The organism is Dongia sp. agr-C8 (assembly GCF_054658695.1).
The window spans coordinates 317,788-334,217 of record NZ_BAAGHZ010000004.1; the positions used below are offsets into that span (position 1 = coordinate 317,788).

Here is a 16,430-nt window from a genome sequence, read left to right on the forward strand (position 1 = left end):
TCTTTCAGCCCGGCAGCGGGGAGGTGAGGCGGTGCGTTTGCGAATTCTTGGCGGGCTTCTGGTTCTTCTCGCGGCACCGGCCGCCTTGGCCCAGCAGGCGAAGTTCAACCCGTCGCAATGCGACGGCCGCACCGCGCAGGACTGCAACGACCTGATGGGTTCGTTCAATCTGCCGCCGGAAGAGCGCCAGAAGGTGCTGATGATGCGCGCCACCGCGTTGATGCAGCAGCACGATCTCGCCGGCTCGATCGCCGAATACCGCGAGATGACGGTGATAGACCCGCACAGCCTGATCGCCTACAGCACGCTCGGCTTCCTGGAGAGCATCGGCGAGCAGTGGAAGGAAGCCGCTGTCGATCTCAAACGCGCGGTGGAGATCGCGCCTGACCAGGATCGTCTGCATGCGATGTTGGCGGTCGCCCTGGCGAAGAGCGGCGATTGCGACAGCGCGAAAGCGTCGATTGCCGAGGCGAGGGCGAAGACCAAGGACGCGGCGACTCTGCAGTCGGCCGAGCAGAGCGTGGCGGCGACCTGCCTTTAGCGCAGGCCGGCGCTCACATCCGGTCCGGGGTCGCGATTCCCAGCAGTTCCAGGCAGAGCTCCAGCTCCTTCAGCACCAGTTCGGCGATCGCCAGACGAGAACGCCGGATCCCGGTGTCGGTTTCGCTGAGGATGTGGAAATTGGCGTAGTAGGCGCTGAAGGTCTGCGCCAGGGTGAAGGCGAAGTCGGCGATCTTGTTGGGGGCGAGGTCCGCATAAGCCGCCTCGATCGCGTCGGGCAGCTGTCCCAGTTGCAGCAGCAGGTCGCGCTCACCCGGCTCCGGCGGCAGGATGGTGCCCGGCGCGTCGTTCTGCTCCCGCGCCTTGCGCAGCAGGGATTTCACCCGCACCGCGGCGTAGAGCAGGTAGGGGCCGGTCTTGCCCTCGAAGCTCGAGAAGCGATCGAGGTCGAACACATAGTTGGCGATCGGGTTGTTGGAGAGATCGGCGAACTTCAAGGCCGCGACGCCGACCTTATGCGCGATGTCGATCTTCTCGGCCGGGTCATAGCCTTCGCCGAGCTTGTGCTCGGTGATCTTCTTCGTGGCTTCGTCGGTGACCATCTGGAACAGATCATCGAGGCGCATCACCCCGCCGGCCCGGGTCTTGAACGGCTTGCCGTCGGTGCCGTTCATGGTGCCGTAGCCGAGATGCACGAGCTCGCCCTTGCCGTTGATCTTCGCTTTCTTGGCGGCGCGGAACACCTGGACGAAATGCAGGCTCTGGCGGTGATCGACCACGTAGATGCTCAAGTCCGGGTCATGGCAGTTCACCCGGTCGACGATGGTCGCGAGATCGGTGGTCGCGTACATGAAGGCGCCGTCCGACTTCACCAGGATCACCGGCGGGATCTCGGCCTTGTCCTCGGGTTCGGCGACGCGCACGATCTCGGCGCCTTTGCTCTCCTCGACCAGGCCTTGTTTCTTCATGTCGGCGATCATCGGCGCGATCAGGTCATGGACGATGGCCTCGCCCTTCCAGAGATCGAAATAGACCCCGAGATTGCCGTAGTCCCTGCGCAGGGCCACGACGGAAATATCGAAGAAATGCTGCCAGAGCGCGCGATAGCCGGGCCGGCCGTCCTGGAGCTCCGCCGTCGCCTGGCGCGAGACCTCCATCCGCTCCGGGTTCTCTTTGCTGTCCTTGGAGGCCTTCGGATACATCTCCTCGAGCTCAGCCAAGGTCACCGGGCTTTCCTTCGGATAGGGGCCGGTGAAGCTCTTGTCGAAATAGGGCAGGTCCGGCTGTCGCAGCTCCAGCTCGGAGATGATCATCCCCATCTGCAGGCCCCAGTCGCCGAGATGCACGTCGCCGATCGTCTTGTCGCCGGCGAATTTGTAGATCCTGCGCAGGGAGTCGCCGATGATGCCGGCCCGGAGATGCCCGACATGCATCGGCTTGGCGATGTTGGCGCCGCCGTAATCCAGCACCACGGTCCGCGGCTTGGCTCGCGGCGGGACGCCGAGACGCGCGTCCTGCAGGATGCGGTTCATCTGCTGGCCGAGATAGGCGTCGGTCATGTTGAGATTGATGAAGCCGGGACCGGCCAGCGAGACCTCGCGGAAGATCGGCTCGGCCTTCAGCCGTTCGGCGATCTTCTCGGCGATGGCCCGCGGATTCTGCTTCGCGGCTTTCGCGGCCGCCAGTGCGCCGTTGCACTGATACTGCGCGAGATCCGGCCGGTTCGAAACGATGACCTTGCCGAAGGCGGCATCGAGGCCTTCCGCGGCAAAGGCCCGGCCGACAGTCTCGGAGAGCAGGGTGGAGAGCGAAGACATGATGGGATCTCAGAAAACTCCCTCTCCCGTAGGGAGAGGGCTGGGGTGAGGGTCTTGCCGCAGGTTAGGTTTGTCCAGACTTAGAACGCGGCTTCTTCCGAAGCGCCGCGATCGCGTCGCCGGCTGCGCTTCGGCGCCGCCGCGGAGATGTCGCCGCCGGCGAGCAGCGCCGCGGCCCCTTCGGTCACCGGGCCGAGGCGCGCGACGATCTCGGCGGCGCTCGGCTTGGCGCCGGGCTGGTGGCCGTCGAGCGCGTGGCGGATCGACTGCAGATGTTCCGGCGAGGTGCCGCAGCAGCCGCCGACGATCCGGGCGCCGGCATCGCGCACGATCCGCGCATAATCGGCCATCAGCTCGGGCGTGCCGTTATACTTGATCTTGCCTTCCTCGTAGAACGGGATGCCGCAGTTGCCCTTGGCGACGATGATGTCGTCCGGGCCGGCGGCTTCCGACAGCTTCACGATGGTGGCGACAAGATCCGCCGCGCCCACGCCGCAATTGGCGCCGAAGGCGACCGGCTTCGGGTCCAGCGTGTGGACGAAGGCGACGAAATCCGCCGGCGAGATTCCCATCATGGTCTTGCCGTTGGTGTCGAAGCTCATGGTGGTGACAATCGGCAGGCCGGTCGTGGCCGCACCCTTGACCGCGGCCGCGACTTCCTCCTTGGAGGACATGGTCTCGATCCAGAGCACGTCGACGCCGCCATCGGCCAGCGCCTTGGCCTGCTCGGCGAAGGCGGCGATGGCTTCGGCTTCGGTCAACGTGCCCATCGGCTCGAACAGATCGCCGGTCGGGCCGATCGAACCCGCGACGATGACTTCGCGTCCCGCCTTATCGGCGACCTTGCGGCCGATCTCGGCGGCGCGCTTGTTGATTTCATGGACCCGGTCCTGGGCCTGATGCAGCTTCAGCCGGTTCCGCGTTCCGCCGAAGCTGTTGGTCAGGAAGAGGTCGGCGCCGGAATCGACGAAGCTCTGGTGCAGACTCTCGATCCGCTCGGGATGCTCGAAATTCCACAGCTCCGGCGAGTCGCCGGTCATCAGCCCCATGCCGAACAGATTCGTCCCGGTGGCCCCGTCGGCCATCAGAAAGGGTCGTTCGCTGAGGAGCTTCAAGAAGCGGTTCGCCATTGCCGGTCCTGCTTGCCTGCCATTGCCAGAGCCGCAAGTTAGGCGCTTCGCACCTGCGGGGCAAGGCAGCAATTGGCACGGCTCCATTGCGAAAAAGGTAACACTTTCAGGCACATTGCGCTATTTCTTGAGGCTGAGCAGGGTTGCCCGCGGAGCGGTGTTCGCAATACAGTTGCAGGCATGCTTGGCGAAATGAGGCTCTTGGGCGTGATGCGCATCGCATGGGGCGGGGATGCTGGCCTCGGAAAGCATGGCGGGTTGGGGTGCTGGGGTGTTTGAGGCGCTGATCACGGCGGCCGCGGACGGCATCATCGTCGTCGATGCCGCGGGTCATATCCTTGTATTCAATCCCGCCTGCGAGCGCCTGTTCGGCTACCGGCCGGACGAGGTGGCCGGGAAGGATCTGGGGGTCCTGGTCCCTTCGCCCTATCGCGACGCGAAGGCCGGCCGCCGGCTGGCCAGCCGCGAAACGCTCGGACGGCGCAAGGACGGCTCGACCTTCCCGATCTATCTCTCGGTCGGCCAGGGCAAGTCCGAGGGCGCCGACATCTCGGTCTGCATCGTGCACGACCTTACCGAGCGGGGCGCCGCGCCGCTGATGGATGTCTCGCGCTTGAGTGCCATGGCCCAGATGGGCTCGTCGATGGCGCACGAGATCAACCAGCCGCTGGCCGCCGTCATGAACTACGTGAAGGCCGCGCAGCGGACCTTGGAGACCTGTCATGAGCCGCGCGCCGCGAAAGCCGGCGAGCTGCTGGGCAAGGCCTGCGAGCAGATCGTGCGGGCCGGCGCGATCATCCGCAACCGGCGGGACTTCATCGCCAGGAGCCAGTCCGCCCGCCGTGAAGAACAGCTCTACAAGATCATCGAGAAGGCGGTGGCGCGCGCGCTGACCGGCGCCGGTCGCAGGAACACCAAGGTCACGCTGACCTTGGATCGAAACCTGCCGCCGGTCCTGGTCGACAAGATGCAGATCCAGCAGGTGATCATTCACCTGATCCGTAACGCCCTGGAGGCCATGGAGTCGGTGCCGGAGCCGCGCCTCAGCATCGAATGCGGTAGCCCCGAACCGGGGCTCGCCGAGGTGACGGTCTCGGATTCCGGTCCCGGCCTGTCCGAGGCGGAGATCGGCGGCTTGTTTCAGCCCTTCGTGACCACGAAGGAGCGGGGCATGGGCTTGGGCTTGACCATTTCCAGGTCGATCATTACTGCGCATGGGGGTCGGCTTTGGGCGACGCGCAATCCGGAAGCCGGCGTTTCGTTTCATTTCCAGCTGCCCTTGGTCGAGAAAAAGACGGAAGAGTGAATGTCCGACGAGACCGTTTTCGTCGTCGATGACGACGGCGCTGCCCGCGACTCCCTCTGCGCGCTGCTGGAATCCGCCGGCGTCGCCGCCGAAGCGCATGAATCCGCGCGGGCCTTTCTCGATGCCTATCAGCCCGGGCGGGCCGGCTGCCTGATCGCCGACATCCGCATGCCGGACATGGACGGGCTGGAGCTGCAGGAAGAGCTCAACCGCCGCAATGCCGGTCTCCCGGTGATCGTGGTGACCGGCCATGCCGATGTGCCGCTCGCGGTGCGGGCTATGAAGGCGGGGGCGGTCGATCTGATCGAGAAGCCCTATGACGACGAGCGACTGCTCGCCAGCGTGAAGCGCGCGCTGGCGCAGGCCCATGGTGCCCGCGAGCAGGCCGCGGTCGCGGAAGCCGCGAAGACCCGCATCGCCAGCCTCTCGACGCGCGAACGCCAGGTGCTGGAGCTGCTGGTCGCCGGGCAGCCGAACAAGATCATTGCCTTCGAGCTCGACATCTCGCCCCGGACCGTGGAGATCCACCGGGCGCATGTGATGGAGAAGATGGAGGCGCGCAGCCTCTCGGACCTGGTGCGGGCCGCGATCGCCGCCGGCATTTCGGGAATCGCCAGGAACTAGCGCACCGCCGCTAGGGGTTATTGCGTATACCTTGCGCTGCAGAGATATCCCTATTCTGAGGCGTGATGGCGCCTCGGCGTTCGGAGACTTCTTTGGCTGCAGCGGATCGGGATACGGTCTACATCGTCGATGACGATGCCGACGTCCGCGAATCCGCGCGGGCCCTGCTCGAATCCTATGATCTCGCGGTGCAGGAATTCGATTCGGCGCGGGCTTTCCTCGCCGGCTTCAAGTCGGGCTGCAGGGCCTGCCTCTTGCTCGACCTCAACATGCCGGAGATGGGCGGACTGGAGCTCCTGGCGCAGCTCCGCCGGCGCGAGATCGGCATTCCGGTCATCATCGTCACCGCCCAGGGCGGTCCGGAGGTCAAGGAGCAAGCCCGGCGCGCCGGTGCCTTCGCCTTCCTCGAGAAGCCGGTCGGCGAAACCCTGATCGCGACGGTCGATCGCGCGCTGAAGCGACCCCACTAGGTAGTAACCCTTACGGGACTTTCCTCAATATTCTCAAAGATCGTTCGGGGGGATGCTTTGGCCCATCGTCAAGGATCACTCGGGGTACGACCGATGACCGCCATGTTGCAGATCGCGCCCGTCGCCGGTGAGACTTTGGCCACCCGCGCCCGCGCGCCCTGGCCGGTGCTGGAAGGCGGCCGCAGCGAGACCGCCGATCCGATCGCGGCGATCCTGCAGGGTCTCGGCAAGGTCCTGAAGTTCACGCGCAATGCTGCCGTCTTCAACGAAGGCGATCCCGCCCGCCACGTCTACAAGGTGATCAGCGGCGCGGTACGCACCTGCCGCGTGCTGATGGACGGCCGGCGCCAGATCGCCGATTTCTATCTCCCGGGCGATTTCTTCGGCCTCGACTGGCAGGGCGAGCATGGCTTCACCGCCGAGGCGATCGCCGACGCGGTCGTGGTCTCCTATCCACGCGCGCAGCTCGAGCTCTCGGCCGAGACCCACCCGGCCGTGCAGAAGCTGCTGATGAGCCTGCTCGCCAACGGCCTCTCCGCCACGCAGAATCACGTCGTCATGCTGGGTCGACAGACGGCGCAGGAGCGGCTCGCCTGGTTCCTGCTCAGGATCATGCAGCGCTCGCACGACAACCCGCATCTCGATTTGCCGATGAGCCGGCTCGACATCGCCGATTATCTCGGTCTCACCATCGAAACCGTCTCCCGCGGCTTGAGCCAGTTCAAGCGCAGGGACCTGATCGCCGTCTCCGGCGCCCATCAGGTGGTGCTGAAGGACGTCGAGGCGCTGGAATCCCTCGCCAGCGGCGAAGCCGAAATCTAGCCCCGCAAGCGCGTCAAGCCCGGCGACGACGCAGCGCCAGGTTCACGATCGCGACGCCGACCAGCGCCAGCGCGCCGCCGGCGATCCCGAGCAGCGCCGGAATCTCATCCAGCCAGAGGAAACCCATCAAGGTCGCGGTGGGTGGGATGCAGTAGAGGAAGTTCGCCGCCCGCGCCGCCGGGAAGCGCGACACCGTCACCGACCAGCCGCAATAGGCGACGAAGCTCGGCACCGTGCCGAGATAAAGCGCCGCGAAACGCGCTTCGCCGCTGGCCTCGGCAAATTGCCGGAACGCGCCGGGCAGGCCGGGCGCCAGGAACAGCGCCGCGAAGATCATCGACCAGCAGGCGACGGCGAGGCCGTTATGCCGCTTGAACAGCGGTTTCTGGATCACCGCATCGACCGAGGTGCAGAGTGCCGCCGCCAGGATGAACAGCACCCCGGAATCGAACTGGAAGGAATCGCTGTCGCTCAATGCGACCAGGGTGACACCGGTGAAGGAGAGCGCGGTGCCCAGCCAGGCGATGGTGCCGAACCGCTCGCCCAGCAGCAGCATCGCCCAGATCGCGGTCAGGATCGGGCTCACGTTGACGATGAAGCTCGCCGCCCCGCTCGAGACCGTCCGCTCGCCGATGTTGAGCGCGACCGTATAGACCGAGACGCAGACCAGGCCGCGCAGCGCCAGCCGCACAAATTCACGCCAGGTCGGCCGGGCCGGGCGCATGATCGCCAGCAAGATCGCGCAGGGCAGGGCGGCGATGGCGAAGCGCAGCGACCCCAGTTCCAGCGGCCCGAAGGCGGTGAGCCCCGCCCGGATCGCCGGGAAGGCCGAGGCCCAGCCGATCACGGTGAGGGTCAGGGCGAGGATGGGGATCCAGTCGAATTTGCGCGGCAAGGGCAGGGCTTCCGAACCCAGGGACATCGGCTACTCCTTCTATGTGCCTGAAATCTGCGCAAAAGTGAGTTGCTTGACAATCGACAGGATCGATGCCGAGCTGTGATGATGAATCACATCACAGACTTCGCGGGCCGGGCGCCCTTGCTGCCGCTCGATACCCTTCGGGCCTTCGAGGCGGCGGCGCGCACCGGCAGCTTCTCTGCGGCGGCCGAGGCGCTCGACGTCACCCATGGCGCGGTCAGCCGCCAGATCGCCAAGCTCGAGCGGTGGCTCGGCCAGAAGCTGTTCCAGCGCCAGGCCCGCGGCGTCGACCTGACACCGGAGGGCCTGCGGCTCTACCAGCGCACCACCGAGGCCTTGGCGCTGATTGCCGACAGCTCCGACCGCTGGATCGAGGCCAAGGGCAGCGCGGTGGTGCGCCTCGCCTCCCTGCCGTCGGTCAGCGGCCTCTGGCTGATGCCGCGGCTGCGGGCGCTGGAAGCCGGCGAGCCCGAGCTTCGGGTCGAGCTCATCATCGACCACCGCGAATCCAATCTCGCCGATGACGGCATCGACCTCGCCTTGCGCTGCGGGCGCGGCGGCATCCCGCGGCGGCACTCGGTGCAGCTCTTCGAGGAGCATTGCTTTCCGGTCGCCGCACCGGCGCTCGCGGCCCGGATCGGCAAGGGCAAGCCGGAGCGCTTGCTCGACTATCCGCTGATTCATGATTCCGACGCCTCGGGCTGGCGTGCCTGGCTCGGCGCCCAGGGCCTGGACTATCGCCCCCGCCGCCAGGACCGCCGGTTCGAGGATTACAACCTCGTGGTCGATGCCGCCGAACACGGCCTCGGCATCGCGCTCGCCAGGCCGCCGTTGATCCAGGAGGTGCTGGAGCAGGGGCGGGTGGTCGCGGCCGACGACCGCACGGTGCTGAACCCGGTCGCCTACTGGCTGGACCGGCCGGAGGGTAGCTTGCGGCCAGCCGCCGCCGCCTTCGCGCGCCGCATCATGCAGGCAGCCGGCCTCGGCGACGCGGCGATGGCGCGGTTCCTGGCGTCATGAAGCGAACGGTCGGCGTCCTTCTGTTCGAGCGCTTCGAGCTGCTCGACGTTTTCGGTCCCCTGGAGATGCTGGGCATGCTCCCGGAGGATTTCGCGATCCGGCTGGTCTCGGAACAGACCGAGGTGGTCGACAGCGCCCAAGGCCCGCAGGTGGTGATCGACGACTTCTTCGTCGACCATCACCCCTACGACGTGTTGCTGGTGCCGGGCGGCATGGGCACCCGCCGCGAGGTTGATAACCAGGCGCTGCTCGATTGGTTGGTGCAGGCGGCCGGGCGCGCCGAGATCGTCGCCTCGGTCTGCACCGGCAGCGCTCTGCTGGCCAAGGCCGGGCTGCTCGACGGCCGTCGGGCCACCACCAACAAGAACGCCTTCGACTGGGTCGTGAGCCAGGGGCCGAAGGTGGAGTGGCAGCGTCGCGCCCGCTGGGTCGAGGACGGCAAGTTCTGGAGCTCGTCCGGCGTCTCGGCCGGAACGGATATGGCGTTGGCCCTGATCGCGCGGCTCTGCGGGACGGGACGCGCGCGACAGGTGGCGCATTGGGCCGAATATGTCTGGAACGAGGACAGCACGGACGACCCCTTCGCCCGCAGCGAACCCTAGCTAATTGTCGCCGCCACCACCGCCGCCGCCGTCACCGCCTCCATCGCCGCCATCACCGCCAGAGTCCCCGCCATCTCCGGAATCGCCGCCGTCGGCGTCGCCGCCATCGCTGCCGTCGCCGCCTTCGGAATCGCCGTCGGCGCTGTCGGCATCGCCGTCTTCGCTCTCGGCCTCGCTCAGCGCGGTCTCGATCTCGTTGGCCTCCTCGTCGGAAAAGCCGAGCTCGTTAAGCCCGACCTCGGCGAGGTCGGGATCGCCATCGAGCGCCACGTTGTCGACGAACTCATCCGCGACCTCGACCTCGTTCGCGTCCACCCCGCCCAGTCCCTGCTCGTTGCAGCTGACGCTCTGCCCGGGCCCCAGCGTCGCCGTCGCGAAGGTTCGCCGCGCGGTCACCTCGACCGAGCCGCGGTTGACCGAGACCACGGTCGTGCCGTCGGCCAGCACCCGGAGCTTGAAATTGGTGCCGCGCACCGCGACCACCGCGGTCGGGGTCTGGATCTTGATGCTGTCGCTCTTGATGCTGCCCGAGACGAAGCGCAGGGCGCCGGCGGCGATGGTATAGGCGGCGCTCTCCTTGCCGGCTTTCGGGTCGAAGACGAAGGCATCGATGGTGAGCGCGGCATTCTCGCCGATCAGCACATGCGAGCCGTCGATGAAGCTGATGTTGGCCTTGGATCCCGCCGCGGTCAGCACCTTCTCGCCGAAATGCGCCGGCGACTTCAGCTGCTTGGGCGCCGGCGGCTGGCCGGGCAGGGCGCCGCTCACCTCATTGGCGACCTCGGCAAAGCCGCCGATGACATTGCCGGTGGTGACGTCGGCGTCGGCCGACATTGTCGATGCGCCGCAAAGCAGCGCGGTCACTCCGGCCAGACGACAGAAACGGTTCATCTCGATCCCCCGGACCATCTTGTTACAGATGCCGGCCGAGGGCGAGGGGGATTTTGGCCTGGGACCGTAGCCTCAGAATTCGAGATCGACGTGGGTTCCGGTCTTGCCGTCAGTCGTCACCACCTTCTTGCTGCGGCGGGCCAGCTCGTCGAGCAGGGACGTGTCCGGGACCGGGTTCTTGGTGCCGTAGACATTCTTCTTGGTGGAGACCAGCACCTGGGCGGAGGCCTTGCGCTTGACCGGCAGAAGCTGGTCGAGCAGCTCCAGCGGCGTGCCGTTATGGCTGCCGTGGTGCGAGACCTTGAGGAAGTCGACCGGCTTCTTGAACTCCGCCGCGCATTTCTTCTTCATCACGTCCCAGCTCTCGAGCTCGGCATCGCCGGGCAGCAGCAGCCGCTTGCCGCCGGCCTCGATCATCAGGCAGAGCGAGGTGTTGTTCTGCGCGCGGTCGATGAACCGCGCCATGGCGACGCCGTCCTCCCGGATGGCCCGGCGCAGGCGCTCGAAGTCGCTGCGCGAGACGCCGCCCAGCTGGTTCGCGGTGGCGCGCGGCACGTCGGGGAAGGTCCAGTTCAGGCCCTCGGTCTCTTCCGTTGTTCCGGCAGCCGCGGCGAGCGATGCCGTCAAGGCGTTCTCCCGCGCGCTCGCCGAGTAATAGACGCTGACGTCGGGTTCCGGGGCCAGCACCCGGATCTGGATGTTCTTGAAGCCGGGCGACACCGACTTGCCGCGCGCCAGGTAGGCTACCGGCTTCTTGCCGAGTTTGCGCAGATAGTCGACGCGGTCCTTGTTGGCGAGGTTGTTCTGCAGCAGGGAGATGAAGCCCGGATGCAGGACCAGCCCGTTGCGCCGGGCATCCGCGGCAAAGGCGGTGAGGCCGGCACGGAGCTTCTTCTGCAGCTTGGCCTTGGGAAAATCCGTGTAGTATTTCGGGTGGCTCGGCAGGCTCATCCAGACCCGGTCTACCGTCATGCTGTTGAAGACTTCCCGCTCGCGGTAGAAGCCTTCCATATGGTCCAGGTGCTCATGCGTCATGACCAACAGGTCGAGCCGGCCGCCGCATTCCTTCTTGATGTCAGCCGCGATCGCCGGGAACCGTTCCAGGCTGGCCGAATCGTTGGGCGCCCGGCCGAAATCGAAGAGCAGATGGCGGGTCTTACCGCCGTCGGGGAGACGCAGCAGGATGCAATCCCCGAAACCGACGACATAGGCGCGGATGCGGATGCCCTGGCTCATCGATGTGCCCCGTGCTGCGTCCCCTGCCGCGCGCCCGGCCCAGTGTGCCGCATGGCGGCGTTGCGCTGCAGCTCCACATGGTCGCCGCGGATCACCGCGCGGATGCGATAGGCTTCGCGACCGGGCGCGCCGATGCCGCGGGCATTATCGGCGACGCCGATCTCGCCCTCCCTGACCAGGTAGCGAATGTACTTCAGCAGCTGCTCGCGCCGTTTGTCCGACGGCAGGACCATGGCCTGGTGCAGGAAGTTGCCGCTGCCGTCGAACACCAGCGTGCCGCCGCACAGCAGCGGCATAAAGGTGCCGTCGAGCGAGCCGAACGACTTGCCGGCGAGCTTCAGATCCTCGCTCCAGGTGAACTCGATCACGCGCTCCTTGGGCGTCCAATAGCCGCTGCTGGCCCGCTTGTTGGTGCGATAGACCGCAACCACCGTCACGTTGGCGTCGCGCGGAATGCCGAACACGTCGCGATAGCGGTTGAGGAAGCGATAGGCATCGACCGGCGTCGCGGTCACATCGTCGATATCGGGCGCCTGGCGCAGCGCGCTGACGATGTTCTGCCTTTGCTTGGGCGGCTCGGGCTTGAGCACCAGCCCGCGCTTTATGAAGATGCGCCGGAGCTCGGTCCGCACGCCGTAGGCATCGATCGGATACGCGACCTCGTCGGCGCGCAGCACGGCGCGGGCATATTCGTCGTAGCGCAGGTCCACCGGCGGGCAATAGTCGATCGCCCGCAGCATGATGTTGGCGGTATGCGTGGCCGATCGGATCAGCGACTTGATCGCCAGGTACTGGCGGCTTTGCTTGGGCTCTTCCTTCCGCAGGTTCTGCAGATTGCGCCGATAGAGGAACTGCAGCAGGTTGTAGTAGATTCCCGTGAGAATCTCCGACCAGTCGTGCTCCTCGTAAGTGCCGCGCAGGTCGCGCATCTTCCGATTGTTCCAGGCGCCCCGCAGGTAGTCGGTGCCGCGCAACGCTTCGCCGAACTCGCTCGCGATCTTCGAGACCACGTTCCGCGCACCGAGCTGGGTCGGCGCGCCTCTCGCCACCAGCCTGGCAATCTCCCGGTTGCTGAGGCTCGCCACCATGGCGATCGCGTCGCCGAAATATTCATGGAACCCCGCCGTCTCCGGCGAGGCAACTTCGTTATAGCCGGGCTTCAACCCGTCGAGGATCGCGTGTCCCAGTTCGTGGGTGACGATATCGTGCGAGAGGCAGGTAAAAACCCGGTTCCCGTCCTTGCCCTCGCAATAGAAGAAGTGCAGCGCGCCGGTGCCGCGATCGTAGAACGCGTTCTGGTCGTATCCGGCATGCGGCAGGATCAGCAGCCGGCCGAGGCCGGAGGCCCAGGGGATCGGCCGGCCGAGCGCACGTTCGCTCTCCAGCCGCTCCAGCGTCTGCTCCGCGATCGCCCAGGCATTGACCTGGTGGAAGGTGAAGCTTTCGAGAATCTTGTCTGGGGACTTGCCCGCTAGGCCGACGAAGCCCGATCCGTCCTTGAGGACCCGGGCCGGCGCGAAGCGCACATCGAGGTCGGCGTTGTAGTCCACCACCGCGATCCGCGCGCTGGTGGGCCCGTCGTCGATCGTGGCACACTTGACCTTCTCGGGCCGCTCGGGCGGCCAGAGGCCTTCCTTGCGGGCCACCATCGGGTCCTTGGGCAGGACCTTGACCAGCACCGTCACATCCTGCCGGCGGCCGGTTCTGGTCTCGTCTTCTTCTGCAGGCTGGACCGCCACGCTGCTCCCTTTCTCCTCGGGAGGACGACGACCCTCGAATGGTGCCTGCAATTGCCGGTTGTTGCAAGCGCGATCGGCGGGCGGATTACCCGTTGCGAGCGGCGTGACCTTGCCGAGATAGTCTGTCCGAATTCGCAACCGGGGGTAGCGGCAGAACTGGAAATGAGCTAAGATGCAATGAGGGTGATCCGAAATCTGCGTCATGCCGGATGAAGCAGACCTTCTTCGTCGTACCGAAGCAACCCATACCGAACCCATACAGAATCGCACGACAGTGCTGGACCGGCACTGAGCCACGCACCCCGACGAAACCAGAACTGTACCCGCTAACCCTGTATATCAGGCTGCGACCCCGACGGAATCACGCTACGCAGACGCCGCAGCCCAACGCAGATAGGACGTAGACAAAGAGGTTGAACGCCGACGGTGCAGTGCAACGCGGACAGGGCACAGACGAAACCGCCGCTAAACCCCTGATGAAGCAGCGCAAGGCAGATGAAGCCGCTCAACCCCGCTGATGCGGCGCAACGCAGACAGGACGCAGACGAAACAACTTTCGGACGGAGCAGTGCAACCCGGACAGGACCCGGACAGAAAATAGATTCCCGGCCCGCCGCATGAGCGCGCAGGCGGTACAGACTGCGCCTCAGGTCCGCGGCTTCAGGTTCTCCGGGTCGTAGAGCGGCTTGTAGCCGACGCCGGCGACTTCGACCGGATAGGTCTCGCCGAAATACTCGACCTGGAGCTTGCGGCCTTCCTGGCAATAGGCCCAGGGCAGGTAGGCGAGGGCGATGTTCTTGCCGATCGTCGGACCGTAAGCGACCGAGGTGGTGAAGGAGCGGCGGCCGAGCTCGTCCACCAGGCCTTCGCCGGTGGCGGGATCCAGCACCGGCATGATGCCGACCGGATAGCGCGCCACACCTTTGCTGTCGGTGTTCTCGGTCATGACCAGGGTGCAGAGCATCGCCGGCTGGTTCTTCCTGGCGCGGTGCTCCAGGTGCTTCGCCTTGCCGCGGAAGTCGGCCTCTTTGACTTTCGGGCGCTGCAGATCGCTTTCGATCAGGTTGTATTCGGTGAGGAGATCCGCGTTTTGCAGGCGCAGCGACTTTTCCATGCGGCGGCTGTTGGCATAGGTCTCGACGCCGAACGCCATGACCCCGGTCGAGCGCAGTGCGTCCCAGACCGCGAGCCCGTCCTCGTATTTCATATGCAGCTCCCAGCCCTGCTCGCCGACATAGGAGATGCGGAACGCCATCACGTTCTTGCCACCGATCTCGATCGACTTGATCGCGGCGAAGGGGAAGTTCTCCGGCGTCAGGCCGGCCGGATCCTTCACCACCTTCTGCAAGGTGGTGCGGGCATTCGGGCCCCAGATGCCGATGGTGACGAACTTCTCGGTGACATCGGTGACCGTCACGTTGAAGCCCTTGTCCGCGGCCACCCGGCGCAGGTAGTGGAAATCGCGCGGTCCCGCATCGGCGCCGTCGATGACGCGGCAGCGATCCGCCATGCGGATCACGGTCAGGTCGGCACGCACCATGCCCTCGTCGTCGAGGAAATGCGTGTAGATGCCTTTGCCGACCATGTTGTCGCCGCCGATCTTCGCGGCGCAGACCCATTCCATGAGGGCCACGTGATCCGGGCCTTCGACATCGCACATGTAGAAATGCGAGAGGTTGACGATGCCGCAATCCTCGCTCATGGCGAGATGCTCGGCATTGGAGACGCGCCAGAAATGGCGGTTGTCCCACTCGTTCTCGCGCACCGGCACCCGGTTGCCGTATTTCTTCAACAGATGCTCGTTGGCCGCGTAGCCATGGGCACGTTCCCAGCCACCCAGCTCCATGAAATATCCGCCCAGCTCCTTCTCGCGCTCATAGAAGGGCGAGCGGCGGACGTTGCGGCCGGTGGCGTAGGGCTCGCGCGGATGGACCGCGGGGTTATAGATCTTCTGCGCCGCCTCGCCGCAGCGGCCCTCGATGAATTTCTCCTCGAGCTGGTGCGGGTAGAAGCGGGCATAGTCGATCTTCGCGTGGTCGATCGGCGTGCGACCGTCGGTCATCCAGTCGGCGACCAGCTTGCCCATGCCGGGCGCGTCCTTGACCCAGATCGCGACCGCATACCACAGGCCGCGCACCTTCTGGCTCTCGCCGATCGAGGGACCGCCATCGGCGGTCACCTGGAGGAGGCCGTTGAACGAGCGCTTCTCGTCATAGCCGAGCTCGCCGAGGATCGGCGTCAGCTCGATCGCGCGCTCCAGCGGTTCCAGAATCTGCTCCATCTCCAGGTCGCGCTGCGAGGGCGAGAGACGGGACTCGTGCTTCTCCAGGAGATCGCGCGGATGGCAGAGCCGCGGATTCTTCTCTTCGTAATAGCCCCATTCGATCATGCCGCCTTCGGCCGTCTTGGGATCGCCGGTGTCGCGCATATAGGCGGAGTTGCCCTGGTCGCGCAGCAGCGGCCAGCCGATCTCCTTGCCGGTATTGGCGAACTCCGTGTACGGCCCGAAGAAGGTGAGGGGATGATCGACCGGCATCACCGGCAGGTCCTCGCCCGCCATCTCGGCGATCAGGCGACCCCACAGCCCGGCGCAGACCACGACAGTGTCCGCCATGATCGTGCCCTTCTCGGTCACGACGCCCTTGATCCGCCCGTTCTCGATCACCAGCGACTTCGCCGGCGTGTTGGCAAAGGCTTTCAGCTTGCCCGAGGCCTCGGCTTCACTGACCAGCTTGTGCGCGACGGTCTGCGAACGCGGGATGACCAGGCCGGCATCCGGATCCCAGAGCCCGCCCTGCACCATGCTCTCTTCGATGAGCGGGAACTTCTCCTTGATCCCCTTGGCGTCGATCAGCCGGGCGCGGGTGCCGAACGCCTTGGCCGAGGCGACCTTGCGCTTGATCTCGTCCATGCGCGCGTCGTCGCCGACCCGGGCGACCTCGAGGCCGCCGACGCGCTCGTAGTGACCGAGCTTGTCGTAGAAATCGATCGAGTAGAGCGAGGACCAGCAGGAGAGAAAATCGTGGCTGGTCATGTAGCAGAAGTCGGAGGCATGCGCTGTGGAGCCGATATCGGTCGGGATGCCCGACTTGTCGATGCCGACGATGTCGGTCCAGCCGCGCTGGATCAGGTGATGGGCGACCGAGGCGCCCACGATGCCGCCCAGCCCGATGATGACGACCTTTGCCTTGGCAGGAAATTCAGCCATATCCCCGTGACTCCGGATTTGGAAATTTTTCGGACTATAAAGCGGCTCTCGCCCGATTGCCGCCTGTTTGCGACACCGGCCCCAGGCCGTGCGACACGCCGCCATCCGCCGGCCGAACCCGGATAAGCCTCGGAAACTGGCCGAT

At 65.8% G+C, this 16,430-nt stretch carries 14 protein-coding genes; 7 read left to right on the top strand and 7 right to left on the bottom strand.

Annotation, left to right across the window (positions count from 1 at the left end; genetic code table 11):
- Window positions 1-31 precede the first annotated feature (31 nt).
- A complete protein-coding gene (locus ACYQ4T_RS21785) occupies window positions 32-541 on the top strand; it encodes a tetratricopeptide repeat protein (protein ID WP_459858699.1) in 510 nt (169 codons plus the stop codon).
- Between the two features lie 13 nt (window positions 542-554).
- Here ACYQ4T_RS21785 and argS read toward each other — a convergent pair whose 3' ends face one another.
- Window positions 555-2,318, bottom strand: a complete 1,764-nt coding sequence (gene argS / locus ACYQ4T_RS21790) for an arginine--tRNA ligase (protein ID WP_459858700.1) — start codon at window positions 2,316-2,318, stop codon at window positions 555-557.
- Between the two features lie 80 nt (window positions 2,319-2,398).
- On the bottom strand, window positions 2,399-3,448 hold the full coding sequence (bmt, locus tag ACYQ4T_RS21795) for a betaine--homocysteine S-methyltransferase (protein WP_459858701.1): 1,050 nt from the start codon (window positions 3,446-3,448) through the stop codon (window positions 2,399-2,401).
- Window positions 3,449-3,680: 232 nt separating this feature from the next.
- On the opposite strand from bmt, the gene ACYQ4T_RS21800 reads away from it, so the two are divergent.
- The 4 genes from ACYQ4T_RS21800 to ACYQ4T_RS21815 all read left to right on the top strand — a co-directional run bounded on the left by ACYQ4T_RS21800 (window position 3,681) and on the right by ACYQ4T_RS21815 (window position 6,670).
- Window positions 3,681-4,754, top strand: a complete 1,074-nt coding sequence (locus ACYQ4T_RS21800) for a two-component system sensor histidine kinase NtrB (protein WP_459858702.1) — start codon at window positions 3,681-3,683, stop codon at window positions 4,752-4,754.
- A complete protein-coding gene (fixJ, locus tag ACYQ4T_RS21805; RefSeq protein ID WP_459858703.1) occupies window positions 4,755-5,378 on the top strand; it encodes a response regulator FixJ in 624 nt (207 codons plus the stop codon). It begins immediately after the preceding gene.
- Window positions 5,379-5,470: 92 nt separating this feature from the next.
- Window positions 5,471-5,848: a response regulator transcription factor gene (locus ACYQ4T_RS21810; RefSeq protein ID WP_459858704.1), complete on the top strand. Its 378-nt coding sequence runs from the start codon at window positions 5,471-5,473 to the stop codon at window positions 5,846-5,848.
- A 93-nt stretch (window positions 5,849-5,941) separates the two neighbouring features.
- Window positions 5,942-6,670, top strand: a complete 729-nt coding sequence (locus ACYQ4T_RS21815) for a helix-turn-helix domain-containing protein (RefSeq protein ID WP_459858705.1) — start codon at window positions 5,942-5,944, stop codon at window positions 6,668-6,670.
- A 13-nt stretch (window positions 6,671-6,683) separates the two neighbouring features.
- Here the strand turns inward: ACYQ4T_RS21815 and ACYQ4T_RS21820 are convergent, their stop codons facing one another.
- On the bottom strand, window positions 6,684-7,592 hold the full coding sequence (locus tag ACYQ4T_RS21820) for a DMT family transporter (RefSeq protein WP_459858706.1): 909 nt from the start codon (window positions 7,590-7,592) through the stop codon (window positions 6,684-6,686).
- Window positions 7,593-7,670: 78 nt separating this feature from the next.
- Here ACYQ4T_RS21820 and ACYQ4T_RS21825 point away from each other — a divergent pair, with 78 nt between their 5' ends.
- Window positions 7,671-8,609 (top strand): LysR substrate-binding domain-containing protein, encoded by a 939-nt coding sequence (locus tag ACYQ4T_RS21825; protein WP_459858707.1) that lies wholly within the window; start codon window positions 7,671-7,673, stop codon window positions 8,607-8,609.
- Entirely contained in the window at window positions 8,606-9,211 is a 606-nt protein-coding gene (locus ACYQ4T_RS21830; protein WP_459858709.1) for a DJ-1/PfpI family protein, read from the top strand. Before ACYQ4T_RS21825 ends, ACYQ4T_RS21830 begins: the two co-directional genes overlap by 4 nt.
- Here ACYQ4T_RS21830 and ACYQ4T_RS21835 read toward each other — a convergent pair whose 3' ends face one another.
- From ACYQ4T_RS21835 to ACYQ4T_RS21850, 4 genes are all read right to left on the bottom strand, one after another.
- On the bottom strand, window positions 9,212-10,102 hold the full coding sequence (locus ACYQ4T_RS21835; RefSeq protein WP_459858710.1) for a FecR family protein: 891 nt from the start codon (window positions 10,100-10,102) through the stop codon (window positions 9,212-9,214).
- A 72-nt stretch (window positions 10,103-10,174) separates the two neighbouring features.
- The gene (locus tag ACYQ4T_RS21840) at window positions 10,175-11,338 is read right to left on the bottom strand and encodes a ComEC/Rec2 family competence protein (RefSeq protein WP_459858711.1); all 1,164 of its coding nucleotides are present in this window, start codon (window positions 11,336-11,338) and stop codon (window positions 10,175-10,177) included.
- A complete protein-coding gene (locus ACYQ4T_RS21845) occupies window positions 11,335-13,077 on the bottom strand; it encodes a hypothetical protein (RefSeq protein WP_459858713.1) in 1,743 nt (580 codons plus the stop codon). Before ACYQ4T_RS21845 ends, ACYQ4T_RS21840 begins: the two co-directional genes overlap by 4 nt.
- Before the next feature lie 646 nt (window positions 13,078-13,723).
- Complete coding sequence (locus ACYQ4T_RS21850; RefSeq protein WP_459858714.1) at window positions 13,724-16,285, bottom strand: GcvT family protein; 2,562 nt, start codon at window positions 16,283-16,285, stop codon at window positions 13,724-13,726.
- Between the last annotated feature and the right edge of the window lie 145 nt (window positions 16,286-16,430).

What these genes read in the sequence shown, in the direction of transcription:
- argS (WP_459858700.1), bottom strand. Translation starts at nt 2,318, where the DNA reads ATGTCTTCGCTCTCCACCCTGCTCTCCGAGACTGTCGGCCGGGCCTTT.
- bmt (WP_459858701.1), bottom strand. Translation starts at nt 3,448, where the DNA reads ATGGCGAACCGCTTCTTGAAGCTCCTCAGCGAACGACCCTTTCTGATG.
- ACYQ4T_RS21800 (WP_459858702.1), top strand. Translation starts at nt 3,681, where the DNA reads ATGCTGGCCTCGGAAAGCATGGCGGGTTGGGGTGCTGGGGTGTTTGAG.
- fixJ (WP_459858703.1), top strand. Translation starts at nt 4,755, where the DNA reads ATGTCCGACGAGACCGTTTTCGTCGTCGATGACGACGGCGCTGCCCGC.
- ACYQ4T_RS21815 (WP_459858705.1), top strand. Translation starts at nt 5,942, where the DNA reads ATGACCGCCATGTTGCAGATCGCGCCCGTCGCCGGTGAGACTTTGGCC.
- ACYQ4T_RS21820 (WP_459858706.1), bottom strand. Translation starts at nt 7,592, where the DNA reads ATGTCCCTGGGTTCGGAAGCCCTGCCCTTGCCGCGCAAATTCGACTGG.
- ACYQ4T_RS21825 (WP_459858707.1), top strand. Translation starts at nt 7,671, where the DNA reads ATGATGAATCACATCACAGACTTCGCGGGCCGGGCGCCCTTGCTGCCG.
- ACYQ4T_RS21830 (WP_459858709.1), top strand. Translation starts at nt 8,606, where the DNA reads ATGAAGCGAACGGTCGGCGTCCTTCTGTTCGAGCGCTTCGAGCTGCTC.
- ACYQ4T_RS21835 (WP_459858710.1), bottom strand. Translation starts at nt 10,102, where the DNA reads ATGAACCGTTTCTGTCGTCTGGCCGGAGTGACCGCGCTGCTTTGCGGC.
- ACYQ4T_RS21840 (WP_459858711.1), bottom strand. Translation starts at nt 11,338, where the DNA reads ATGAGCCAGGGCATCCGCATCCGCGCCTATGTCGTCGGTTTCGGGGAT.
- ACYQ4T_RS21850 (WP_459858714.1), bottom strand. Translation starts at nt 16,285, where the DNA reads ATGGCTGAATTTCCTGCCAAGGCAAAGGTCGTCATCATCGGGCTGGGC.